Genomic DNA, 23651 nt, shown 5'->3' with positions numbered 1-23651 from the left:
AGTTGAGAAGATTTTCACATCCTTAATCCCCCGCCAGCGGCGGAGAAGGGAGAGTACGTCTTTAACCTTAATGCGGGGAGGTTTCTCTTCTAACCGCACAGATCGAATAATTGTGCTGAATAGTTACTTTTGGAGTAACTAAAGTTCTGTCCTGGAAATTTAAGAGAAATGCATCTAAAATCTCTATCTTAGCAAGGAGAATGATTGTTGAGGAGTCAAAAACTATCATATTACAATTATAAGACATTTATATGACAATGTCAAGAAAAATTAGTAATCGTTCACCACAGAGATGATATGTTATATCTACTTAGAAAACGCTATGGTAGTGCATAGATTTGGCTTTGGTGTGGGCGGATTCGGCGTATGATTTGGCTTGAGTGGTGTTGCCCCGGGCTAAATGGAGCTGAGCGAAGACAAGTTCTACTTCGGGCGAGTAGAGTTTAAAGACAGGACGGGTAATGAACTTGTGACATTAGCAACAGCTACAATTGTTTTTAAGTCATCTTCTTCTATCCTTTTTGAACTTGAAATCATAAAATTTATCTCCCATCCTTTCTTTTTATTCTTTAGAAGGATATCTGCCACCCATCTTTTATCCTGGAGACACCTCATAATGAATCCCTTAAACACCTCTTCTTCAATCTCATAAATCTCTACCTTTTTCCTGCCACTTAACCTAATAGCCTTTAAAACTAAGGGTATTATCCCAAAGCGGGCGTAGTAAACTGCTTGATATAGACCATAACTCTCTTTTATTCCAGTAAAGTAATAAAGTTCTAAAGAGAGAGCTGAAGGAAGTGATTTATAAAAGCCAGAATCAACTACAATCCCTGTTTCCTTATTCTTAAAGAAAAGTCTTCCATTTTTTGCTTTCACAAACTTAAAGCCTTCAGGAAGTGAAAAGGCAATTCCTCTTAGATTATACCTGTTTTCTTTCGTAGGTTGAGAAATTTCCCAGCCCCTTTTCTTTGGAATTATTCTAACCTGCGGACATTCCTGGTATACATAAAAGATGTAGATTGAAGATATAAAAAGAATCAAAAGCATCATCGTCTGTGCTGGAAATCTCCAAATAAAAAACCTTCTTTCATGAAGTATTTCAGGAGGAAATCTTTTATCCAATTCCTCCATCAATCTTTGTTTATCCTCTATAGATAATGCCTCAGCAAGAGAGCTCTCTTTTAACAACCCCTTCTCTTTAATACTAACCCTTAATAGTTTTCCAACCTCGGTTATATAAATACCCTTCACCTTCTCATAAGGGATGCTCATACCCTTAGATCTAACTATCTCTCTCTTTTGGTCATCAAAGGAAAAGCCAGCGAATAAAAAGGCAAAGAGAATACAGAAAAGGATGAAAGAAGGCGATGTCAAAACTAAGAGACATAAAAAAGAGTGAAACCAACAATATCTACCCATAAATAGCAAGGAGAGGAAGATGCCACAAAACAAGAAGTCTAAACACCATTTTTTTACAAAGAGGATATTTCTTCCTTTAAAGACTACCTGATTTTGTTGTATCTTAACCTTTGGTAGTGATATCCATCTTAATAGTTTTTCAATAAACTCAATCATTCTCAACCTACCTACCTCACAGGAAATGCAATAATAACAGTGACAACAGTTCCTCTTAATTGTAACCGTTCAAGGTGTAATTAAGGGAAAAGGGGAAATAATGGAAAAATGGGAGATTTATTTTTATGTATAGGAATTTGAAAGTTGTTCTGGTCGTTCCCGCATTATAGTTTTTGCAAAAATAAGTTCCTTTTTTTAAACGGAGTCCCCGATTTATAGCACTTATTAATCGAAATTTGCCCCAAATATGGCTATGAAATTCCAAATCACAAATTCCAAATTCCATTTAGTGAATTAGTGAATTAAGCGAATTAGCGAATTAGTAAAATCTAATCTCTAATTCACTAATCTCTAATTCGCTTTTTGGTATGTGGAATTTGGTGCTTATTTGAGATTTGGTGCTTGGGATTTGGGATTTTTTACTTATCCCCCCTGAGTAAAATTTTGACTAATAACTGCTATAGACGATTCGCTTGCTCTTCGATTCTGTGATACTGACAAAGCACACAATCCTCAATAAACCTGTTCCTGACAGCTTCAGGAATTGAGAACTCCAAAAATTTGAAATGAAATTCTTTAATATTTTTCCCCTTTTTCCCTACTTTTCCATTTTCCCTTACTTACACCTGAACGATTACTTGATATGATACCATACCAGAGGATTTTTGTCAATAGGTAGTAATTGAAACTTACCTACATCTCTGGGATGTTGTGAAATGAAATACAAAGGGAAGGGACACCGGTGAATCACGGAGAAAAAATATCTTTATATCTTTTTACACAACCGATGCTTACAGAAAATTATAGACTTTTGACTATTTTTATGCTATAATTTACTTATGAAAATCATTCATCGCTACATTTTAAGAGAGCATATCTTCCCTTTTTTCTTTGGGATGTGTCTTTTTACATTCATTTTTTTCTTGAGCGAGATATTCAAATCAAGTGAATTGATAATTACAAAACAAATTCCTGGAATTTTGATTATTGAACTTTTCTTATGCTATATCCCGGCTACTTTTAATATTTCTCTCCCAATCGCTCTTCTTATGGCAACAACAATTACCTGGGGAAAACTTAAAGCAGAAAATGAGATTACGGCTATGTGGGCAAGTGGCATAAGCCTCATTTCTTCAATTATCTGGATGATTATCTCCGGAATACTTTTTAGCCTCATCACATTAATTATTGCAGAGACTTTATTACCCTGGACTAATTTCACAATTGAAAAAATTCAATCAGAGTTACTTCTGCAACAGCCATCTAGCTACCTTGAGGAAAAAAGATTTATTAAAATTGGGCAAAGGGAACTTTTTATTGATAAGTTAGATAAAGAAAAACAACGGTTGAAAGGTATTTACATCTGTGAATATGGTGGTGAGTTAGGTGTGCCTAAAGAAGCTATCTTCGCTAAAATGGCGATATACTCAAAAACTAACAAAGGGGTAATCTTAAGACTGCAAGATGGAGTTATTCATCATGTTGATGATAAAGACCCTTCTAAATATCATATATTAGCCTTTGATGTTCATACAATTAATTTAGCCGCAAATGAGAATAAAATAAACCAAAATCTCCCCAAGAGTATTGAGGCAATGACCATCGTGGAATTAAAAGAAGAGATAAAAAGATACAAAGAATTAAACTTAAATCTCCAACCTTTACTCATTGAATTGGGTAAACATATCGCCATGCCATTTGGCTGTTTGGCATTTATCCTTATTGGAGTTCCATTAGGTCTAATGGTTAAACATAAAGAGAAATCGATTGGATTTGGCACATGTATTTTAATTGTCTTTATCTATTATCTTCTGCTAAAACTAAATGAAAATTTAGCAGAAAAAGGATTACTTATGCCTCTTTTAGCGATGTGGATACCTAACATTATTCTCGGTATGATGGGAATGATTTTCTTAATTCGGTTATTCAGGAAGGCATAGAAACAAATTCCTATTTACCTCTTAGTAATCAAGTAGTTACTGATGACGCCTTTATTTTTTAATTTCTCCGCTTCGTTCAACGCCTCTTCACGGCTATTGTATTTCCCAAGTCTAATTCGATACCAGATGCCTTTTTCTTTGAGGTCAACCTGGATGGCATAGGCTAAATAGCCTCTATTTCTTAATTCTGTGAGTAATTCTTCAACCCGTTCTCTATTTTGTGAGGATTGCAGTTGAATTGTAAATTCTTCTTGAGAAGGAGAAGAAGGAGTTTCTTTTTCTTCAACTGGTGGTTGTGGTTTTTGTTCCTTAATTGCTTTTTGTTTAGCCTCAAGTGCCTTCTTTTCAACCTCTTGTTTTCTTTTTAGTTCTTTCTGTAATCTGCGTTTTTGTTCTTCTTCTTCTTTCATAGCTAATTCTTTTTCCTGGGCAAGTTTGGCTAATCTTTCTTTTTCTTTTTGGTCCGCAAGCAGTTTTTCTTTCTCTCCCTTTTTAGCTAACTCCTTTTCTTGTTGTTCTTGTTTCTTTTTTTCTCTTAATTGAGCTAACCTCAATTCCGATTCCTTTTTTCGTTTTCCCTCTTCAATTTTTTGGGTTTCTTGTTTTTCCAATTCTTCAATCATTCTTTTTTGTTCTCGAAGTTGGGATAAGGTATCTTCAAATTCTTCCTCTTTTTGCTCACTGACCACAGGAGTAGTTTTTTTAACTTTAGTCATTTTCTCCTGTGGCATCAATACCCAGGCTCGTCCCAAAAAGAACCCCAGCACAAACACGAGGATACTGCCTAATATTGTGCTGATAATAATAGTATGTTCTTGTGCACCTGTTTTTTTCTTCATTTTAATACCCCCTTTTTGTGTAAGAACGCTCTCGGATAAAATTAAGCGGTAATTTTATTAGCCTTCGCACACCGCAAATTTTTCCTTCACCCCCCACTTTTTAAGTAGAGAGTAGAGAGTAGGAATTTTGTTTTATTTACTTCCTATTTCCCATTTCTTACTTCCTATTTTTATCCGAGAGGCTTCTGTACTTATCTTTACCCATAAGTTTTAGTGGACAATGTTACATTCATTCACAATTCACCATTCACAATTTCTTCCCTAAATCTCCTTAAAATGGTGAATGGTGAATTGTCAATTGTGAATTGTGAATTATCACTCTTCACGGTGTCCAGTAAAAATTGTGGGACATGATTAGTTTTGTGTAAGCGTTCAGCCATCAGGTATCAGCAGTCAGGAGATGCAAGATACAAGATGTATATCATCCTGTATCTAAATACTGACGGCTGAAAGCGGACACAGGAACGCTTATATAGTAAGTATTAATCAAAAGTTCACATTAGTATTGTTGATAGTCTATGGTTGATAGTTGATAGTTGATAGTCTATGAAACTATAAACTATAAACCATCAACCCTGTTGCTATATCTGTTCTATGAGAAATTTTCGTTAATAACTACTATAGATAATTATCTATCAAATATTTTTTCCGCTCTTTAGCTCTATCTATCCATTTGCTGTCTGGATAGTCCGATATGACTCGAGTGTAGGCATTTACTGCCTGCTCATAATCCCTGAGTTCTATGACATTATCATAAATATCCGCAATATAAAAAGCCGCATCTGCCGAGACTGGAGATTTTGGAGATTTTTTTATTGTATTATCATATTCGACTAATGCCTGGCGATATTCCCTTCTTGCACGAGACACATTCCCAACACCAAAATGAGCTTCTGCTTCTAAATCTTCCTTTTTTTGGGGAAGCGGTGTAGTTTTGTCTAAAATAGATTTTAATGCCGTAACTTCTTTACTTACTTCTTCTATTTTAGGAAGTGTAAGAATATTCAAACGCTTAATCAATCTTAGATATTCTATCTTTGCTTTTTCATGGTCTCCTGTTTTTTCATAACATTTTGCAAGCATTAATTGAGCATCATATTGAAGGTCTTTTTTTTGTGTCATAATTTGAGAGAAAAGATTTAACGCCTTATCGTATTGAGCCTGGTCAAAATAATTATTGGCTAATTCAAAATCTATCTTTTCTCTTAAAGGAGTATTTGGATAATCGTTTAATATATTTGAGAGTTCTGTAATAGCATCCGCATATAACCTTTTTGTGCGTAATTCTTTAGCAAATTCAAAAAAAGGTAACTCGGGCACCGCAGGAGGTTTTTGTGTCGGCACTTTTTTTATCTCTAACTTTACTTCCTTTTCAGGTAATCCCTCAATTTCAGCAATAGCCTCTTTTTCTTTTAGAGGCGATATTTCTTTAGCGGGAAGCGGCTGAATCTCTTTTAAAGAGGGTAAAGGTTCTTGTTTTGGTTCTTCAGGTGTAGGTGGTGTTTTCTCCTTTTTTAATTCATCTAATATCTTATCTCGAAGCTCCTGAGCCTGTTGATGTTGTGGATTTAACTTCAATACCTCCTTAGAGAAATATAATGCTTCTTCCAACATCCCGGCTTTGTTGTATGCCGTAGCCAGGTCAAAATTCTCCTGTTCTAATGCTCTGGCTATCTCTTGTGGGGTTTTAGGAGTAGGCTTATGAGGTAGTGCGACACAGCCACTGGATAACAAGATTATTAAAATAAGATTAACCCATATTAACCTTTTGTTCATTTGCATCTTTTAACTCCCTATGTGGATATTTTCAGAAGGATAATAATCACACAAAGACGCACAGACACAAAGAAAAATGTAAAATAAATCGTAATTATTCAGCCATAGATAGACACGGATGAAACACTGATTTTTAATCCTTTTGGTAACTATTCACCACGAAGAGCACGAAGGGCAGGGAGATGTTACAGAACAAATCTTTTTATGCCTTCTTTCAATCTTTCTACATTGAAATTTATCAACATAACAAGCCAACTTTAATATTTGCTAACTTCATTAGATATTTCATCAAATTTCACTTCGTGTTCTTCGTGGTCTAATCTCTTTTAGTCTAACCAGATAGTTTTTGAAGTGCCTCCTCAGCGGCTTTTACCCCGGCACCAATCTCAAATTTATAGCCTATGTCCATTAATATCATTTCTAAGGCAGAGATAGCCATGATGACATCAAACATCTCTGCATAACCCATGTGAGCAACTCTAAATATTTTTCCTTTGAGATGGTCCTGACCGCCGGCTACGGTTATCCCTAATTGGCTATATTTTTTAACAATAATCCCGCCGTCATCTTCTCCAGGTCCAAAAGCCGCCGTCAGTCCATTTGCCGGGCTTTTTGATAGGAGTCGTAAGCCTAATGCTGTAATTCCGGCGCGGGTAGCTTGTGCCAAAATGGCATGTCTTTGCCATACCTTTTCTATAGTTTCCTGTTTAATCATATCAAGTGCCTGTCGCAAGGCATAAATCAAAGAAACAGGAGGGGTATAAGGCGGTTCACCAGATTCCAATCCTTTTTTATACGCCGCAAAAGAGAAATAGAATTTAGGTAAGGTCGAAGTTTTACTCATTGCCATTGCCCTGGGGCTAACTGCGGCAAAAGCCAATCCTGGTGGAATCATCAAGCCCTTTTGAGAGCCAACTGCGGCGACATCGACATTCCACTCATCCATCCTGAATTCATCCACGCCCAGACCGCTAACCGCATCTACCACCAGACACGCAGTAGTTTTGGCAACTACCTCACCAATTTCTTTAATCGGCATAAGGGTTGCCGTAGAGGTCTCACACAGGGTAGTAAATACCGCCTTTATATTTGGGTTCTCCTTTAATTTAGCCTCAATCTCATTGGCGCTAACCGCACAACCCCATTCTATGTCTAAAGGAATAAAATTAACACCATAAGCCTTACAGATATTTCCCCACCGTTCACCGAATTTTCCACCTCGAACAACCAGAGCAGTATCACCGGCACAGAGCAGATTTGCCACGGCTGATTCCATTGCCCCTGTTCCTGATGAAGCAAAGGTAAAAACATCATTTTGTGTCTGGAATAGATATTTTATCTCCTCATTTACCTTACCAAGCACCGCTTCAAAGTCCTTTGTCCGATGGTGAAGAATCGGTTTTGCCTCAGCTAAACTTACCTCTGGTGGAACTGAGGTAGGTCCTGGCGACATCAGATAATACTTTTTACCCATTTTTTATTCTTTCCTCCTTCTTTAGTAACTGGTAATTAGTTACCCATTACTCGCTTTTAATTTCGTGATATTGAGGTTCCTTTATCTGCATTGCAAATTGGATAGGATTTGTAGCCTTTTATCCAGGGTTGATGAAGGCTAAATTCCTTTTGATGCCAAAGAAATACCCAGGGACAGTCTTTATGAATTTTAGTTTCAATTTGTTGGTATAATTTTATCCTTTCATCTAAATCAGTAGTTTGTTGAGCCTGTTCGATTAATTCATCAACTGCTTGATTTTTATAAAATGCACGATTTCCACCACTCCCAAAGTTTTTTGAATGAAAAAGTGGGGTCAAGAAATTTTCTGCATCTGGATAATCGGCAATCCAGGCAAGATAAAAGGCATCAGTTTTTCCTTCATTAATCATCTCTTTTAAAGTGCTCCACTCAAGTTGCACAATTTCTACCTTTATTCCTGCTTCTTTTAATTGAGCCTGTAATATTTCCGTAATCTCTAACACCTCACGACTACTTTTCTGGTATATTTTCATTGAAAAGCCATCTGGATATCCAGCCTGAGTCAATAATTCTTTTGCTTTTTGAGGATTGTATTCATAAGGTTTAAGATTATTTGAGTAACCTTGAATTATCGGAGGTATTGGACCATGCGAAATAATTCCCCGATTTTTTAGGACGGTATTTAAAATTATCTCTTTATTAATGGCATAGTTTAGAGCCTGTCGCACCTCTACCTTATCAAAAAGTGGTTTCTGGCAGTTTAGCCCTAAATAATAAACATTCATTCCCGATTGACTGACGATGTATTTTTGCCATTGCGGGTCAGTGATTACCTGGTCAAATACGGCTGTTGGGATAGCTATTGCATCTAATTTTTTAGATTCAAATTCTGCCCACGCAGTTAATTCCTCTGGTATGATGCGATATTCTAATCTTTTTACCTTTGGTTTTGTCTCAAAATAATCCGGATTTGCCACGAAGACTATTTTTTCATCATTGACCCATTTTTCCAATTTAAAAGGGCCTGTGCCAACTACATATTTTGAGAAGTCATCACCCCATTTTTCAACATCTTCTTTTGGCACAACATACGCCGTTGGCATCGCTAAAAATCCTAAAAAAGGTGCAAATGCCTCTTCAAGAATTATCTGGAGTGTCCATTTATCCTTTATAACTAATCCTGAGCACTCAGTTGTTGTTCCTGTCAGACACTCTTTTGCTCCTGATATTTTATCAAATACCCAGGTGCGAGGGGATTTTGTTTTTAGGTTTAAAACTCGTTGAATAGAATATTTAAAGTCAGAGGACTCGACCTCACGACCATTAGTAAATTTCACCCCTTTTTTTAAATAAAATGTATATGTCTTTCCATCTTTTGAGATTTCCCAGCCTTCAGCAATATCAGGAACTATTTCCATTTTTTCATTGTATTTTACCAGTCCATTGAATAATTTAGCCGTTAACATCCCCCCTGAAACATCAACGACTAAAGCCGGGTCTAATGTAGTTACATCAGCAGATAATCGGCTTTTGAAGATAGATTTATCCTCTTTTGGTTGTCCACAACCCAGTAAAATTCCACAAATAATATAAATCAGCCATAATTTTTTATTAAACATATTATATATTATACCAACTTAATCTTTTATGTCAAGTTTTTTTTGGAGGGGTTCTTAAAAAAATATTGACAAATCTCAATTAAAATAGTATTCTTTAATTGATAGAGGAAAGAGAATGAAACGATTTGACATCTTTGAACATACCGCAGATATTGGCATCATTGGCTACGGAAAAACACTTAAACAAGCCTTTGCGAATACTGCCTACGGAATGTTTAGCATCTTAGTTGTGGACTTAAATCAAGTTAATCCCACAAAAACTGTGGACATTAAGGTTTCAGGAAATGACCTTGAGGAAATTTTAGTTGCCTTTTTAAGCGAATTGTTGTATAATCATACTGTCGGGAATTTAATACTTAAGAAATTTAGTATCAAGGAAATTGGGACTACTTCTCTTAAAGCAAAGGCATCTGGAGAACTATATGACCCAAATCGACATGAACTATTGCGGGAAATTAAAACCGTAACCTACCATCAATTAAAAATAGAAGAAAAAGAAGGATATTTTAGAACGCAGGTTATATTTGATATTTAATTACGATATTTAACTACGGTAAACAATAATGGGTCAGTGAAATGGGGGATTCTCCTGAAAGTAGGAAGTAGGAGAGTAGGAGAGTAGGAAAGGGGGAGACATTGTCCCCAGAAGAGGAATACCGTGCACATCCTTTATCCCTTTCCTACTTCCCTACTACCTACTTGCCTACTATTTTCATTCCCCCAAATAACTGACTTATTACAGTAAACAGGTGCTAAACTAATGGGATTTACTTTAAAACAGTTATAACAAGAGGAATATACAAAATAGCTGACCCGGTTTTTGAAAAATGGTTGATAAAGAGATTTCGATAAAATCGACAAATTTATCGAATTTTTGGTGGTGTCTTAATATAGCATAAAGGTTGAAATAGTGTAAGAAAAGGAGATATGGGGATTATGGAGATTAGGAGATAAATTCATTCTAAAATTTTGCAAATTACAATGAATAATCTCCATATCTCCTTTTATCTCCTTATCCCCTTTTGGACACCAAATCTGCATAGATTTCACTATTAGAGTTATTTTCAGACACCACCGAATTTTTGCGATATTTAACCAGGTTACCAATTACCAGTTACCAATTACCAAATAAAAGGAGAAGATAATGAAGATTTGTGCTATCCTGGTTGCCGCAGGTAAAGGCGAAAGAATGAGTAGCCAAATACCTAAATCATTTATTATGATTAACAATCATCCATTGATTTACTATCCTTTAAAAATTTTATCTGAATCAATGTCTATTGATTACATTATACTCGTTGTTCCACAAGATGATATTGCCTATACTCAGCGAGAGATTGTAGAAAAATATAGGTTTATAAAGGTAACTGAGGTTATCCCGGGCGGGGAACAGCGACAGGATTCGGTCTATAATGGATTAAGAAAAGTTCTTCCTGAGACAGAATTAGTTCTTATTCATGATGGAGCCAGACCATTTATTACCCAGCGGTTAATAGATGAAACTATTGCTGAGGCAAGACAGACAGGCGGAGCGATACCTGGTGTTACGCCAGTAGATACGATTAAATCAATAAATGGTGGTGAGTGGATTGAAGAAACCTGGGATAGAGATAGTTTAGTGATGATTCAAACACCACAGGTCTTTAAATATGATTTAATCAGAGATGCTTACGAAAAGGCATATCAGGATAATTTTTATGCCACAGATGATGCCTTATTAATTAGACGATTGGGCGGGAAGGTAAAATGGGTAAAAGGAGACTATGAGAACATCAAAATTACCGTACCTTATGACCTATTAGTCGCAAAGGCAATATTAAAGGATAGAAAAATAAGGGGAAATAAAGGGATTCGACCTGTGCAATCACCACAGAGACACGGAGGCACGGAGTAATGATTTTAGAAAAAGAACTTACAGAGCAAATAATTGGAGCGGCAATAGAAGTTCATCGGTATTTGGGGCCTGGTCTATTGGAATCAGCTTATGAAGAATGCCTTTGTCACGAGCTTCATTTAAGTGGTTTGAAATTTGAACGGCAAAGACCTCTTCCTCTTGAATACAAAGGAATCAAACTTGACTGTGGGTATCGAATTGATATTGTAGTCGAAGAAAAGGTTATTCTTGAGATTAAAGTAGTCGAGGACATACTACCAATTCATACTGCACAACTGTTGACTTATTTACGATTGTCCGGGATTAAAATTGGTCTTATTATGAATTTTAATGTGCCTGTTTTAAAAGACGGCCTCAAGAGACTTGTCTGTTAATTTTTCTCTGTGCCTCTGTGTCTCCGTGGTGAATTATTGATTGCACAGGTTAAAAAAATGGCTTGGCAGGCTTACTATGTGACCCTGAGCTTGTCGAAGGTCGCACAAAGTTTATTGACAATAGATGAATATTGTGATATAGTTAATTTTAGCCAGAAGGAGGGTTCATAAAGGTGAGAAGAAACAGGGAACAAATGAACCTGTTGTCCGCGAACTACTCCATAACCTGGCTCTATTAGAATATCGTAACGATGATTTATGGATTGATGTGCACCCCATCGTTAAGGACATTTTATGAACGGAAAGATTAGTCAATTTGAAGAAGAATTTAATAGGCTCTATACTCTTATAGATGTTGCTAAAACCTGTAAGTTTGTCCTCGCTGTCTATAATCAGGAAGAAGTCCCAAAGCGAATCATTGAGAGAATTAAAGAAGAGAGACACAACCAAAAATTACCCTTCTTGTCATTCCACGAGTTCTACATCACCTCAGATAACCCAGACCCATTACAGCTACTTAGAGACAACAAGCTACCTACTGACCCGCCTGCGGTAGTCTCTTTCTACGGCTGGGATGATGCTCCGACCGACGCACTAAGCAACCTGAATCTCTCACGGGATGTGTTAGCAGAGTATAACCATAACTTTATCTTCTGGGTTCAGGATACAGGCTTTGTTCGGATTGCCAGAGAGGCACCGGATTTATTCTCAAGACGCACAGGCGGTAGTTTTGATTTTAAGATTAATACCGCACAGGGATGTGGTATCCTCTGCCTCATAGATATTGTCAATTTCACTCCTCAATCTGAAAGACTGGGTCATTCCTACACCCAACAATTCCTTGATTACTATTACCAGAAATCCAAAGAAGTTGTTGAAGATTATGGCTTTGAATGGATAAGGTCTATCGGTGATGGGGTGCTGTTTTTTGGCGACTCAAATAAGACGCAGGAACTTACCCAGGTGATGCTTGCCTTGTTTCGGGAGCGGCAGATAAAAGATAAGTTTGGCTTCAAGGTTCTATTGCGGATGATTGCACATCTGGGTTATTGCCAATTTTGGCTTGATGAAAAAGGCAAGAAGATAGATTTAACCGGCTCTGAGGCTATACGAACATTTAGAATAGAGAAAGAGGCAATGCAGGATGAATTAATCGTTACCGATGCCTTATTTCAGGGATTACAAGCCCAGCTTAAACCAAATAATATCAGTTCCGTCCCCTTAGGCGAGTTCCATCTAAAAGGATTTACCCAAACCCAAAAAGTCTTCCTCCATCGCCTCTTCCTGCCACAGGAAGCAAGGCTATCTGACTTTGAGGCAAAACTACAAGCCCTTAAAGATAAATCAAAAACTATCCCGGTGCTGGCAGGATTGTATCCCTCTATTGACATTGAGCAAAACTTTATCAATCTTAACATAGATATAACCCTTACTCAAAAAACAGGTGTGTCCAAAAGAGCTGGTTTCCTACCCAGAGGATTGAGTATAGAGGTAAAGGGAAAATATGAGGAAGAGAAGGAAAAGGAAAAGACCTCATATACCGCCAAAGAGGTATTTGAAACATTTAACAAAGGATTTATCTATGGCATTCCCGGTGCAGGCAAGACCACTATCCTGCATTATTTTACCCATTCTACCTTCAAGGATGAAAAGACACCTATCTTTGTGCCCTGCAGGGAACTGCCAGACTTTGGCAAATGGTGTGAAAGGATGGGTCATAAACCTGAATCGGCAAGATATGAGCGGTCTTCTGCCATAGCATACCTCCTCTCTGGCTTCCTATTCCCTAAAAGAGAGCCGGAAACCTTGACTGTAGATGAAGAAGTTGCCTTGCAAACAGCAACAAATGAAGCCCTACAAAAATGGGAAAATAATTCATTAGCCCTATATGTGGATGGGTTTGATGAAGCATCATTAGAAAACCGCAAGATAATAATGGATATAATAAAAAACCTGATGAAAGAAATTAAAGAGCAGGACAAAAATAAACTCTTCCTTACCTCAAGAAAGATTGAGGATGTTTACCACACCGATGATATCCCCATATTTACGGTTGCCTCACTTGATACAGAACAACTACGGCAATTAGTTAAAGGCTTTTATGGTGAAGAGACAGAACTTTATAAAAGATTTGATGAGGTTGTCTGGAGGGAAGAGGTGGTAAAAAGAATTGCCGGCACACCACTTACCGCTATCCTGCTGATGATATATTATCAGTTTTTTGAGAAAATTGAAAGAAGATATGTAATGTTCGATATCCTCGTTAAGTTCTTCCTCTTACGAATATGGGAGAGAATAAAATTTAGGGAATTTGAATATCCTGAGAGGATAAGGGAATTCTTCATTGAAGCCAAAAAGCCAGATTCACTGTTAAAAAAACCTGAGGCGGCAAAACAATATGATTGCCTCTCTTCTCTATCCTACCAATGCCTCTATGAATCGGTAAGCGGCTCCCCTCGTAGAGACATCAACCGGACTACTATCAAAGCCGAGATTGAGAAAAGTGAGGTGAAAGATGCAGATGACTGGATTACGGAACTCATTAATACCCAACTCCTCATCCCTTCAGGCTATGAAGAGTTAACCTTCCTCCATTCTACAGTAATGGAATTTCTCGCCGCCAGATGGATAACAATAAATAAAGGGATAGACATTAAAGGGGTTGCTCGGATAGACATCGACCATCGACTTGAGACCCTCTCTATTGCCTCTGAAAAGGATAGGGAGATAGGATATAGTATCATTGCAGGGCTTAAAAACGGTAAGGATTTAGCCCATACCTCACTTTTATACCGCTGTTTATGCGGCATGGAAAGGATAGAGAAAGAGGAGCTGGAAAAACTTCAAACTATAAAACCGCAAAAAGAAAAAGAAAAAGAGATAAGCAAGAAAAGACCTGAATGGGTATATAAAACCATGAGTGATGTCCTTATGAGTGAAGATAAAGGGGTATTAAATGATGCCTTAAGGCATTTTGATGGCTCATCCAGGCTATCCAGAAATACATTGCTGGAAACCTACATCCCGGCTAAAAATTTCTTTGATACCTCCTCTGAATTGCTCAATCTACGAATGAACTTATTAGAGAAGATAGTCCAAAAGGAGATGATTGATGCCTGGCAAAGGAAATGGCGGGATGAGTCTTCTCTCTTCTATTCTAATGTCCTTTGTCTTGATACCCAAGGATACCATCCTGAGGACAAAAACTTTGGATATTACTCAACGAATGTAGGTAAGTCCCTTCAAGGTTTCTTTGGCTCACCTAACCTGAAACATGATAATGTGGTGACGGGTTGTGTCTTCTCCCCGGACGGCAAAAGCATCCTCTCGGCATCAAGTGATAAGACCCTCAGGCTATGGGATGTAGCCAGCGGCAAAGAGCTGCGGAAGTTCTCAGGACATACGGATGCGGTGTTGAGTTGTGCCTTCTCTGGCGACGGCAAAAGCATCCTCTCGGCATCAAGGGATAGAACCCTCAGGCTATGGGATGTAGCCAGCGGCAAAGAGCTGCGGAAGTTCTCAGGACATACGGATGCGGTGTTGAGTTGTGCCTTCTCTGGCGACGGCAAAAGCATCCTCTCGGCATCAAGGGATAGAACCCTCAGGCTATGGGATGTAGCCAGCGGCAAAGAGCTGCGGAAGTTCTCAGGACATACGGATGCGGTGTTGAGTTGTGCCTTCTCTGGCGACGGCAAAAGCATCCTCTCGGCATCAAGGGATAGAACCCTCAGGCTATGGGATGTAGCCAGAGGCAAAGAGATGCGCCAGTTCTCAGGACATACGGCTGCGGTGTTGAGTTGTGCCTTCTCTGGCGATGGCAAAAGCATCCTCTCGGCATCAAGTGATAAGACCCTCAGGCTATGGGATGTAGCCAGAGGCAAAGAGATGCGGAAGTTCTTAGGACATACGGATGATGTGTTGAGTTGTGCCTTCTCTGGCGATGGCAAAAGTATCCTTTCGGCATCAAGGGATAGAACCCTCAGGCTATGGGATGTAGCCAGAGGCAAAGAGATGCGCCAGTTCTCAGGACATACGGATGATGTGTTGAGTTGTGCCTTCTCTGGCGATGGCAAAAGTATCCTTTCGGCATCAAGTGATAGAACCCTCAGGCTATGGGATGTAGCCAGTGGTAAAGAGATGAGGCAGTTCTCAGGACATACGGATGTGGTGTTTAGTTGTGCCTTCTCTGGCGACGGCAAAAGCATCCTCTCGGCATCAAGGGATAAGACCCTCAGGCTATGGGATGTAGCCAGTGGTAAAGAGATGAGGCAGTTCTCAGGACATACGGCTGGGGTGTTGAGTTGTGCCTTCTCTGATGACGGCAAAAGCATCCTCTCTTCATCAAGTGATAGCACCCTCAGGCTATGGGATGTAGCCAGCGGCAAAGAGATGCGCCAGTTCTCAGGACATACGGATGATGTGTGGAGTTGTGCTTTCTCTAACGACGCCAAAAGCATCCTCTCGGCATCAAGGGATAATACCCTCAGGCTATGGGATGTAGCCAGCGGCAAAGAGATGCGCCAGTTCTCAGGACATACGGATGCGGTGTTAAGTTGTGCCTTCTCTCCGGATGGTAAAAGCATCCTCTCGGCATCAAGGGATAGGACCCTCAGGCTATGGGATGTAGCCAGCGGCAAAGAGATACAGCAGTTCTCAGGACATAGGGCTGAGGTGTTGAGTTGTGCCTTCTCTGGCGACGGCAAAAGCATCCTCTCGGCATCAAGGGATAGGACCCTCAGGCTATGGAATGTAGCCAGCGGCAAAGAGATGCGGCAGTTCTCAGGACATACGGATGCGGTGTTGAGTTGTGCCTTCTCTATAGATGGCAAAAGCGTCCTCTCGGCATCAAGTGATAATACCCTCAGGCTATGGGATGTAGCCAGCGGCAAAGAGATTCAGTGTATCCATCTTTTATGGATACCGATGGGTATAAGCCTCACTGAGGATAAAAGTGGCAATCTCCTAATCCTCACCGCCAACCAGAACGGCACCCTGAGCTTGTTTAAGATAGAAAAAGGGTAATGGGAGGCAAGATTTTTCTTCGCAGATGGACACAGAGGACGATGAAAATTAATGGGACGCAGATTTACAGGATTTACAAGATTTTAAAGAAAAACTACTAAGGCACTATAAAAACATCAAGAGACTCTAAGGAAATAACTATAGAAATACAATAATAAAAAATTAATTTTAATCCTGTTCATCTGCGAAAATCTGCGTCCCATAACCTATTTTCAGGAGAATCTGCGGTAAAATCTTGCGGATTATTTTCAAGGAAGATAAAAAATGCGAGTTGGAATTGGAATTGATATTCATAAATTAGTCAAAGGTAGGAAATTGCTCTTAGGTGGGGTAGAAATTCCTTATGAAAAGGGATTAGAAGGCGATTCGGATGCCGATGTTCTAATCCATGCAATTATTGATGCCTTATTAGGCAGTGTGGGGCAGGGAGATATTGGCAGAACATTCGGTGTAGGCAAACCTGAATTAATGGGAATTTCCAGCATTACCTTGTTAGAAAGAGTTTATAAAATAGTCACGGAGAAAAATTTTATTATAAATAATATTGATGCCTCCATTATCGCTCAAGAACCGCAATTGTCTCCATACATTGACCAGATGAAAAAGAATGTGGTTAAAGTGGTTAATGTTGAGGAAGAGGAGGTAAATATCAAAGCTACTACGACTAAAGGACTCGGTATCATTGGTGAAAAAGAGGCAATTGCCTGTGTAGCCGTAGTAAGTGTGGTAAAAATAGGCTATGGAACAGAAGGTTAGGGTAAGATTTGCACCCAGTCCAACAGGTTATCTCCATTTAGGTGGTGTCCGCACAGCATTATTTAACTGGCTATTTGCCAGACACCACAAGGGTAAATTTATCTTAAGAATTGAAGATACGGATTTAGAGAGGTCCGCACAAGCCTCTGAAGGAACAATTATTAGTTCGTTGAAATGGCTTGGGCTTGATTGGGATGAAGGTCCTGAAGTCGGTGGCGAGTATGCCCCGTATCGCCAGCGAGAAAGATTAAAAATTTATCAAGAATATGCGGATAAACTCTTGCAAGAAGACAGGGCATATTATTGTTATTGCACTGAGGAAGAACTGGAGGCAAAAAGAAAACAAGGAATACACGGATATGATGGTAGGTGTAGAAATTTAACCACATCACAAAGACAACAATTAACAGACGCAGGCAGAAAACCCGTCATTCGATTTAAAATCCCGGAAATAAACGAGATGATTGTCGTCCAGGATTTAATTCGAGGGGATGTAGAATTTTCTTCAGAAATCCTGCATGACTTTGTCATTATTCGCTCTGATGGTGTTGCGGCATACAACTTCGCGGTGGTAATAGATGATTATTTAATGAAAATAACCCATATCATTCGTGGGGATGACCATTTATCAAATACCCCTAAACAAATATTACTCTATCAAACATTTGGATTTGACCTGCCACAATTTGCACATTTACCAATGATTTTAGGACCAGATGGGGCAAGATTCTCAAAACGACATGGGGCAACATCCACAGAGGCTTATCGAGAACTGGGCTATTTACCAGAGGCATTGGTCAATTATCTGGCACTGCGCGGTTGGTCTTCAGCTGAGCAAAACAAAGAAATTTATTCTGTAGATGAACTCATCAAAGATTTTTCATTAGAACGGGTGACCAAAAGTCCGGCGATTTTTGACATAGATAAGTTAAACTGGATGAATGGCAATTACATTAGAAATGCTGATTTGGTTAGATTGACTAAATTGGCTATCCCTTATTTGAAAAAGAAAGGATGTGTCACCTGTTGTGGTGATTTTGAGTGGCTTAAGGCAGTCGTGGATTTGGTTAAAGACCGCATAAATTGCCTCTCAGAAATTACTGACCAGGTTGATTACATTTTTAATTCAAAAATAATCTTCGATGATGAGACAAAAGAGATTTTAAATGGTGAGAAGGCAACGCAAATATTAGATTACTTCTCTAAAAAATTAGAAGAGACAGATGATTTATCCCCAGAAAAGATAGCATCAGTGATTAAAGATATAGGAAAAGAAATTGGTGTCAAAGGTAAAGAATTATTTATGCCAATTAGAGTGGCATTGACTGGTAAGATACACGGCCCTGAGTTACCTGAAATCATAGCGGTATTAGGCAAGGAAGTGTCTTTAAAAAGAATTAAAACCAATTAGCACTGAACAAAGGGCACGGGTAACCGTTCAGGTAATCCTTTACCGCAGAGACGCAGAGACGCAGAGAAACAGAGAGGAAAATATCTTTTTTTCGCGTTTTTCGGTGTTTAAAAATGCTTAAAAACAGTTAGTCGAAAGTAAGTATTAAAAGATTAATAAATAACGAAAGACCCAAAATGCACAAAAAAAGGAAATTTCTGTCTCTGATGATAGATTTTAATTTTTTCTCTGCCTCTCTGTGTCTCTGCGGTGAACGGTTACAAGCACGGAATAGTTACAAAAGCTCAATTGCCTCGGCAATAGTGTATAATGAACCAGTGATGCAAATTAAATCAACTGAACTGGCTATTGATGCGGCATATTTTATACTTTCTTCGACGGGAGGAATAACTATAATTTTATCCGTATATTTACTTACTTCTTGATATATTGTTTTTGTATCTGCCGCTCTATTTGTTTTGGGGTGAGTAATAATTATGCGGGAAATACGCTCATTATGAGAGAGTAATTTTTTCATCATTGTTTTTATATCTTTATCATTCAGGATTCCAATAATTAAAATTAATCTTCTGTGTGGAAAATAGTCTTTAAGTGCCTTTCTTAAAACAATCACACCTGCAGGATTATGTGCCCCATCTAATAAAAAGCTAAGTGAATCTTTCTTTATGAGTTCTAATCTACCCCGAATTTTTGCTTCGAATAAACCTTTTTTAATATCTTGAGGAGTAATTTTAAGTCCATAATGCTTTATTAAAATCTCTATTGTAGCAATTGATGTTGTGGCGTTAATTATCTGGTGGTGGCCTAAAAGTGAAGTTTGTAACTCTGAATACTCTCCCAATAATCCACGCACTTTAAATTGATAATTTGAGGTTGAGGCAGGATATTGGGTTATGCTAAATTTTATCTCTTTACCCAGCTGGTAGAGTTTTGAATTTTGTGATTTGGCAAGTTTTTTTATTACTTCTCTGGCTTTTAGTGGAGCTACCGCACTAACTACTGGCACATTTTGTTTTATTATTCCTGCCTTTTCATAAGCAATTTGTTCTAAAGTTTCCCCTAAAACATCCTGATGTTCTAATCCAATCGAAGTAATGACACTGACTAAAGGTGTAACAACATTAGTTGCGTCTAATCTTCCGCCCAGACCCACCTCTAATACCGCAAAATCAACCTTTTGCCAGGCAAAATATGTTAAAGCAATCGCTGTGGCTATTTCAAAGTAAGTAGGATGGGTTAAATCCGGAGGAAGAATTTTTATTGCCGGTAGTATTTTTTCAGAGATTATTTGTGCGACATCATCTTCAGAGATGGGAATGCCGTTAATCGTCGTTCTTTCTGTAAATGATATAAAATGAGGAGAGGTGTAGATACCGACTTTAAAGCCGGCAGTCTTTAAGATTTCTCCAATAAAAGTTACAACAGAACCTTTTCCATTCGTTCCGGTGACATGAATATATTTCAAATCCTTATGCGGATTGCCTAAAATATCTAACAATCTGGTAATTCTTTCTAATCCTAATTGAATACCAAATCTTTCTAAACTATAAAGATAATCAATAACTTGCGAATAATTCATTCTATTGATAGTGGGGGCAGACCTTGACTACGGTGAAATACTGAGGTCTATTTCTACCTCATCAATTCACCACTCCTGAATTTTTCATGACTTTCTATTATCTCTTTTGGGTAATATTTTCTTAGTGCATTAAATTCTGAAAGCCATTTTAATCTCATCTCTACTGGCCAATTATTATAATCTTCAATCTGCTCATTAGTTAAATAATATTCAAACCCACCCTTTTTATTCTTTTCCAAGTTTCACCTCCAGATATCTGATATCTGCTTCATCTTGTTTTCTACCTGTATTTTTTTTCATCATTATCAGGTCATTTAGCCCAATAACCGGGACTAAATTATGGTATAATTTTACATATTTAATATTATTTTTTGCCTGGATATAACTAACTGGTGAATCAATTATTACATCAATTTCTCTTACTATTGATTCTTCATTTACAAGATTAAATGCCTTCATATTTTTATTTTTTATCCAATCATTTCTTTTTTCTTGATTAGCAAAATCCATAATATCCACTGGGACTTTGGGTTTATATCCCCATTCTTTCAAAAGATTAAGGAATTTCGACAGATTTTCATCCTCCAAATCAAGGAGTAAATCCAGATCATAAGTCATTCTTGGAATGCCATGGAGATTAACGGCCATACCTCCGACGATAATATATTTAATTTCTGCTTTATCGAAAGCATCAATTATCCCTAAATAATCCAGCATATTCCAATTCCTTTTTTATCCGCAGATTACGCAGATTTTCACACACCGCAAAATTCCCCCATTTTTTCCAGTGCCTTCTCAATTTTTGCCATTGAGGTCGCATAAGAACAACGAATATACCCTTCTCCGCACTCACCAAAGGCTGTGCCGGGGACGACGGCAACTTTTTGTTCACGAAGCAATTTTTCAGCAAACCCTTCGGAAGTCAAACCTGTCCTTTTAATTGATGGAAAAACATAGAATGCCCCGCCTGGCATTGTGCATTCTAACCCGATTTCATTCAGCCCTTTGACAATTAATCTTCGTCGCTGATTATATTCATTTCGCATCTCTTCTACCGCTTTGTCACTATTGCGTAAAGCTTGTATTGCCGCTCGCTGGCTAATGATTGAGGCACAAAGCATCGTATATTGATGTATTCTGGTCATCGCACCAATAATTTCTGAATTACCAGCGGCATATCCTATTCGCCAACCAGTCATCGCATAAGCCTTAGAAAAACCATCCAGGAGAATAGTCCGCTCCTTCATCCCCGGCAAAGAGGCAAAACAAACAGGTTCATCATCATAAGTAAGTAATTTGTATATCTCGTCTGCAATAACAATTAATTCATATCTTTTTACGACTTCACTTATCTTGCTTAACTCTTCTCTATTCATCGTTGCTCCAGTAGGATTAGATGGATAAGAAAGTAAAATAGCCTTAGTTTTTTCAGTTATTGTCTGTTCTATCTGTTCTGGTTTAATCTTGAAGCCAGTTGAGGCATTGGTTGGGATAACTACGGGTTTCCCGCCAGCAAAGATAACACAGGGTTTATAAGAAACATAAGATGGTTCTGGAATAATCACCTCATCGTCAGGATTAAGAATAGCCCTCATCGCTAAATCAAGGGCTTCACTTACACCAACAGTGATTAAGACTTCATTTACCGGGTTATACTTTACCTTGTAATCATCTTTAATCCTCTGGGTAATCAATTCCCGCAATTCTAACAAGCCAGAATTAGAGGTGTAAGAGGTATAGCCCTGTTCTAATGAGTAAATAGCCGCATCCCGAATATGCCACGGAGTAACAAAGTCAGGCTCGCCTACGCCTAAAGAAATTACATCTTCCATCCCAAGGATTAAATCAAAGAATTTCCTGATGCCGGATGGGGGAATATTTTTTACTTTATCTGAAATTATATCCTTCATAAATCACCTTTCTATCAGATGTCAGAGGCAAGAAAACAAAGGTCAGAGGTAATGCCTCAGTGAAATGGGGGATTCTCCTGAAAGTAGGAAGTAGGAGAGTAGGAAAGTAGGAAAGGGAGACATTGCCTACCGGGGAAGAATACTGTGCACATCCTTTATCCCTTTCCTACTTACCTACTACCTACTTGCCTACTATTTTCATCATTCTGTAATCCGCAGGTTAATGTTCATCCCCCAAAATCACTGACCTATTACGGTCAGAGGACCGAAGACAGAAAATAAGGTAATGCCTTTAAATCTGACCTCTGACCGTTTTCTTACGGCGTGACTGCCAATCTTTTATCTCCTGCCTCTGGTTCAAGCACCTGGCCGTCTATTTTATACTTTTTCAAGACAAAATGGCTTATTGTGCCTTGAACATGGTCTATTGTAGCCAATTTTTCTGCTACAAAGAAGGCTATTTCTTTCATACTTTTACCTTCTACTACTACGGATAAATCGTAAGTTCCGGAGAGTAGATATAGCGAATGCACCTCCGGGAATTTATATATTCTTTTTGCCACGGCGTCAAATCCGACATTGCGCTCTGGAACTACCTTAACATCAATAAAGGCATAAACCACTTCTTCCTCAGCTTTTTCCCAGTCAATAATCGTCTTGTATTGCACGATAATCTTCTTATCCTCAAATTCCTTAATCTTAGCCGATACCTCTTCTTCCGTCATCCCAATCATCGTCGCAATCTTTTCTGGTGTAACCTTTGCATCCCTTTCTAATATCTTCAAAATCTGTTTTTCTTTTGAATCTAACATAAAATTTACCTCCTTATCTTTGGTAATTGGTAACTGGTGAATGGTAATTAGTTACCAGTTACCATTTGATTACTTACTTTATAATTTTGTGAAGCCCTATGGTTTTTGTCTTACCTTGTGTATGCTCAGCAATTGTTTCATCCGCCAGTTTATCTAATATATCTTCTGACTCTACAAAGGCTTTTTCAAGAAGTTGTGTTATGATTAATCTCCAATGTTTTTTATATGCCTGATGCGGCGATAAGCGGTGCCCCGAAGGGCATCTGTCTCCATTGCCTTGTTCTCCCCGAGCGGAGCGAAGGGGGGAACACGGCAATTACCACTCATCGCCGCATTATACAGTTTCCTGTATTTTATCACTATTGATTCAAAATGTCAAGAAAGAAATTGACAAAAAAGTAATGCGTCACTGAAATGGAGGATTCTCCTGAAAAATAGTTAATTAGAGATTAGCGAATTAGTGAATTAGAACCTGCACTCTTGCTAATCTCCAATCTCTAATCTCTATGCTCAATTTTCATCCCCGTTTGTGCCCCAGCAGGGCATGACCGTTTCCCCTGAAAATGTAAAATGGGACGCAGATTTTCGCAGATGAACAGGATTAAAATTAATTTTTTATTATTGTATTTCTATAGTTATTTCCTTAGAGTTTCTTGATGTTTTTATA

At 38.2% G+C, this 23651-nt stretch carries 20 protein-coding genes; 7 read left to right on the top strand and 13 right to left on the bottom strand.

All coding sequences use genetic code 11. The annotated features are described in order from the left end of the window. Window positions 1–67: 67 nt before the first annotated feature. Together AB1422_05285 and AB1422_05280 are read right to left on the bottom strand one after the other, a co-directional pair. Complete coding sequence (locus tag AB1422_05285) at window positions 68–247, bottom strand: hypothetical protein (protein MEW6618747.1); 180 nt, start codon at window positions 245–247, stop codon at window positions 68–70. Window positions 248–423: 176 nt separating this feature from the next. Continuing rightward, entirely contained in the window at window positions 424–1578 is a 1155-nt protein-coding gene (locus AB1422_05280; protein MEW6618746.1) for a hypothetical protein, read from the bottom strand. Between the two features lie 839 nt (window positions 1579–2417). On the opposite strand from AB1422_05280, the gene AB1422_05275 reads away from it, so the two are divergent. Next, complete coding sequence (locus tag AB1422_05275; protein ID MEW6618745.1) at window positions 2418–3518, top strand: LptF/LptG family permease; 1101 nt, start codon at window positions 2418–2420, stop codon at window positions 3516–3518. A 14-nt stretch (window positions 3519–3532) separates the two neighbouring features. Here AB1422_05275 and AB1422_05270 read toward each other — a convergent pair whose 3' ends face one another. The 4 genes from AB1422_05270 to AB1422_05255 all read right to left on the bottom strand — a co-directional run bounded on the left by AB1422_05270 (window position 3533) and on the right by AB1422_05255 (window position 9226). After that, window positions 3533–4357: an SPOR domain-containing protein gene (locus AB1422_05270; protein MEW6618744.1), complete on the bottom strand. Its 825-nt coding sequence runs from the start codon at window positions 4355–4357 to the stop codon at window positions 3533–3535. A gap of 618 nt (window positions 4358–4975) precedes the next feature. Next, window positions 4976–6133: a tetratricopeptide repeat protein gene (locus AB1422_05265; GenBank protein MEW6618743.1), complete on the bottom strand. Its 1158-nt coding sequence runs from the start codon at window positions 6131–6133 to the stop codon at window positions 4976–4978. Window positions 6134–6464: 331 nt separating this feature from the next. After that, window positions 6465–7607: an alanine--glyoxylate aminotransferase family protein gene (locus AB1422_05260; GenBank protein MEW6618742.1), complete on the bottom strand. Its 1143-nt coding sequence runs from the start codon at window positions 7605–7607 to the stop codon at window positions 6465–6467. A 56-nt stretch (window positions 7608–7663) separates the two neighbouring features. Further along, the gene (locus AB1422_05255; GenBank protein ID MEW6618741.1) at window positions 7664–9226 is read right to left on the bottom strand and encodes an ABC transporter substrate-binding protein; all 1563 of its coding nucleotides are present in this window, start codon (window positions 9224–9226) and stop codon (window positions 7664–7666) included. Between the two features lie 115 nt (window positions 9227–9341). Between AB1422_05255 and AB1422_05250 the strand changes: the two genes are divergently transcribed. Further along, complete coding sequence (locus AB1422_05250) at window positions 9342–9761, top strand: archease (protein MEW6618740.1); 420 nt, start codon at window positions 9342–9344, stop codon at window positions 9759–9761. Window positions 9762–10111: 350 nt separating this feature from the next. On the opposite strand, the gene AB1422_05245 is transcribed toward AB1422_05250, so the two are convergent. Continuing rightward, window positions 10112–10267, bottom strand: coding sequence for a hypothetical protein (locus AB1422_05245; protein ID MEW6618739.1), 156 nt, complete (start codon window positions 10265–10267; stop codon window positions 10112–10114). Window positions 10268–10370: 103 nt separating this feature from the next. Between AB1422_05245 and ispD the strand changes: the two genes are divergently transcribed. The 5 genes from ispD (at window position 10371) to gltX (ending at window position 18683) form a co-directional block, all read left to right on the top strand. Beyond that, window positions 10371–11120: a 2-C-methyl-D-erythritol 4-phosphate cytidylyltransferase gene (ispD, locus tag AB1422_05240; protein ID MEW6618738.1), complete on the top strand. Its 750-nt coding sequence runs from the start codon at window positions 10371–10373 to the stop codon at window positions 11118–11120. Window positions 11121–11122: 2 nt separating this feature from the next. Beyond that, complete coding sequence (locus AB1422_05235; GenBank protein ID MEW6618737.1) at window positions 11123–11494, top strand: GxxExxY protein; 372 nt, start codon at window positions 11123–11125, stop codon at window positions 11492–11494. Window positions 11495–11788: 294 nt separating this feature from the next. Then, entirely contained in the window at window positions 11789–16516 is a 4728-nt protein-coding gene (locus AB1422_05230) for a hypothetical protein (GenBank protein ID MEW6618736.1), read from the top strand. A 264-nt stretch (window positions 16517–16780) separates the two neighbouring features. Then, window positions 16781–17272 (top strand): 2-C-methyl-D-erythritol 2,4-cyclodiphosphate synthase, encoded by a 492-nt coding sequence (gene ispF, locus AB1422_05225; protein MEW6618735.1) that lies wholly within the window; start codon window positions 16781–16783, stop codon window positions 17270–17272. Further along, on the top strand, window positions 17256–18683 hold the full coding sequence (gene gltX, locus AB1422_05220; protein MEW6618734.1) for a glutamate--tRNA ligase: 1428 nt from the start codon (window positions 17256–17258) through the stop codon (window positions 18681–18683). The genes ispF and gltX overlap by 17 nt, the downstream gene beginning before the upstream one ends. A gap of 274 nt (window positions 18684–18957) precedes the next feature. Here gltX and AB1422_05215 read toward each other — a convergent pair whose 3' ends face one another. The 6 genes from AB1422_05215 to AB1422_05190 all read right to left on the bottom strand — a co-directional run bounded on the left by AB1422_05215 (window position 18958) and on the right by AB1422_05190 (window position 23300). After that, complete coding sequence (locus tag AB1422_05215; protein ID MEW6618733.1) at window positions 18958–20262, bottom strand: folylpolyglutamate synthase/dihydrofolate synthase family protein; 1305 nt, start codon at window positions 20260–20262, stop codon at window positions 18958–18960. 53 nt (window positions 20263–20315) lie between these two features. After that, window positions 20316–20501 carry a hypothetical protein gene (locus tag AB1422_05210; GenBank protein MEW6618732.1) on the bottom strand — a complete coding sequence of 62 codons (186 nt, stop codon included), beginning with the start codon at window positions 20499–20501 and terminating at the stop codon, window positions 20316–20318. After that, on the bottom strand, window positions 20488–20979 hold the full coding sequence (locus AB1422_05205) for a hypothetical protein (GenBank protein MEW6618731.1): 492 nt from the start codon (window positions 20977–20979) through the stop codon (window positions 20488–20490). Before AB1422_05205 ends, AB1422_05210 begins: the two co-directional genes overlap by 14 nt. Before the next feature lie 38 nt (window positions 20980–21017). Next, on the bottom strand, window positions 21018–22172 hold the full coding sequence (locus AB1422_05200; GenBank protein ID MEW6618730.1) for an aminotransferase class I/II-fold pyridoxal phosphate-dependent enzyme: 1155 nt from the start codon (window positions 22170–22172) through the stop codon (window positions 21018–21020). Window positions 22173–22489: 317 nt separating this feature from the next. Further along, entirely contained in the window at window positions 22490–22984 is a 495-nt protein-coding gene (locus AB1422_05195; GenBank protein ID MEW6618729.1) for an Lrp/AsnC family transcriptional regulator, read from the bottom strand. Between the two features lie 73 nt (window positions 22985–23057). Next, window positions 23058–23300 (bottom strand): hypothetical protein, encoded by a 243-nt coding sequence (locus tag AB1422_05190; GenBank protein MEW6618728.1) that lies wholly within the window; start codon window positions 23298–23300, stop codon window positions 23058–23060. Between the last annotated feature and the right edge of the window lie 351 nt (window positions 23301–23651).

This window comes from bacterium (assembly GCA_040757115.1).
GTDB lineage: Bacteria > UBA9089 > CG2-30-40-21 > CG2-30-40-21 > SBAY01 > JBFLXS01.
Note: the sequence above shows the minus strand (reverse complement) of the source record. Positions and strands in the feature narration are given on the sequence as shown.

What these genes read in the sequence shown, in the direction of transcription:
- AB1422_05285 (MEW6618747.1), bottom strand. Translation starts at nt 247, where the DNA reads ATGTCTTATAATTGTAATATGATAGTTTTTGACTCCTCAACAATCATT.
- AB1422_05280 (MEW6618746.1), bottom strand. Translation starts at nt 1,578, where the DNA reads ATGATTGAGTTTATTGAAAAACTATTAAGATGGATATCACTACCAAAG.
- AB1422_05275 (MEW6618745.1), top strand. Translation starts at nt 2,418, where the DNA reads ATGAAAATCATTCATCGCTACATTTTAAGAGAGCATATCTTCCCTTTT.
- AB1422_05270 (MEW6618744.1), bottom strand. Translation starts at nt 4,357, where the DNA reads ATGAAGAAAAAAACAGGTGCACAAGAACATACTATTATTATCAGCACA.
- AB1422_05265 (MEW6618743.1), bottom strand. Translation starts at nt 6,133, where the DNA reads ATGAACAAAAGGTTAATATGGGTTAATCTTATTTTAATAATCTTGTTA.
- AB1422_05260 (MEW6618742.1), bottom strand. Translation starts at nt 7,607, where the DNA reads ATGGGTAAAAAGTATTATCTGATGTCGCCAGGACCTACCTCAGTTCCA.
- AB1422_05255 (MEW6618741.1), bottom strand. Translation starts at nt 9,226, where the DNA reads ATGTTTAATAAAAAATTATGGCTGATTTATATTATTTGTGGAATTTTA.
- AB1422_05250 (MEW6618740.1), top strand. Translation starts at nt 9,342, where the DNA reads ATGAAACGATTTGACATCTTTGAACATACCGCAGATATTGGCATCATT.
- AB1422_05245 (MEW6618739.1), bottom strand. Translation starts at nt 10,267, where the DNA reads ATGCAGATTTGGTGTCCAAAAGGGGATAAGGAGATAAAAGGAGATATG.
- ispD (MEW6618738.1), top strand. Translation starts at nt 10,371, where the DNA reads ATGAAGATTTGTGCTATCCTGGTTGCCGCAGGTAAAGGCGAAAGAATG.
- AB1422_05230 (MEW6618736.1), top strand. Translation starts at nt 11,789, where the DNA reads ATGAACGGAAAGATTAGTCAATTTGAAGAAGAATTTAATAGGCTCTAT.
- ispF (MEW6618735.1), top strand. Translation starts at nt 16,781, where the DNA reads ATGCGAGTTGGAATTGGAATTGATATTCATAAATTAGTCAAAGGTAGG.
- gltX (MEW6618734.1), top strand. Translation starts at nt 17,256, where the DNA reads ATGGAACAGAAGGTTAGGGTAAGATTTGCACCCAGTCCAACAGGTTAT.
- AB1422_05215 (MEW6618733.1), bottom strand. Translation starts at nt 20,262, where the DNA reads ATGAATTATTCGCAAGTTATTGATTATCTTTATAGTTTAGAAAGATTT.
- AB1422_05205 (MEW6618731.1), bottom strand. Translation starts at nt 20,979, where the DNA reads ATGCTGGATTATTTAGGGATAATTGATGCTTTCGATAAAGCAGAAATT.
- AB1422_05200 (MEW6618730.1), bottom strand. Translation starts at nt 22,172, where the DNA reads ATGAAGGATATAATTTCAGATAAAGTAAAAAATATTCCCCCATCCGGC.
- AB1422_05195 (MEW6618729.1), bottom strand. Translation starts at nt 22,984, where the DNA reads ATGTTAGATTCAAAAGAAAAACAGATTTTGAAGATATTAGAAAGGGAT.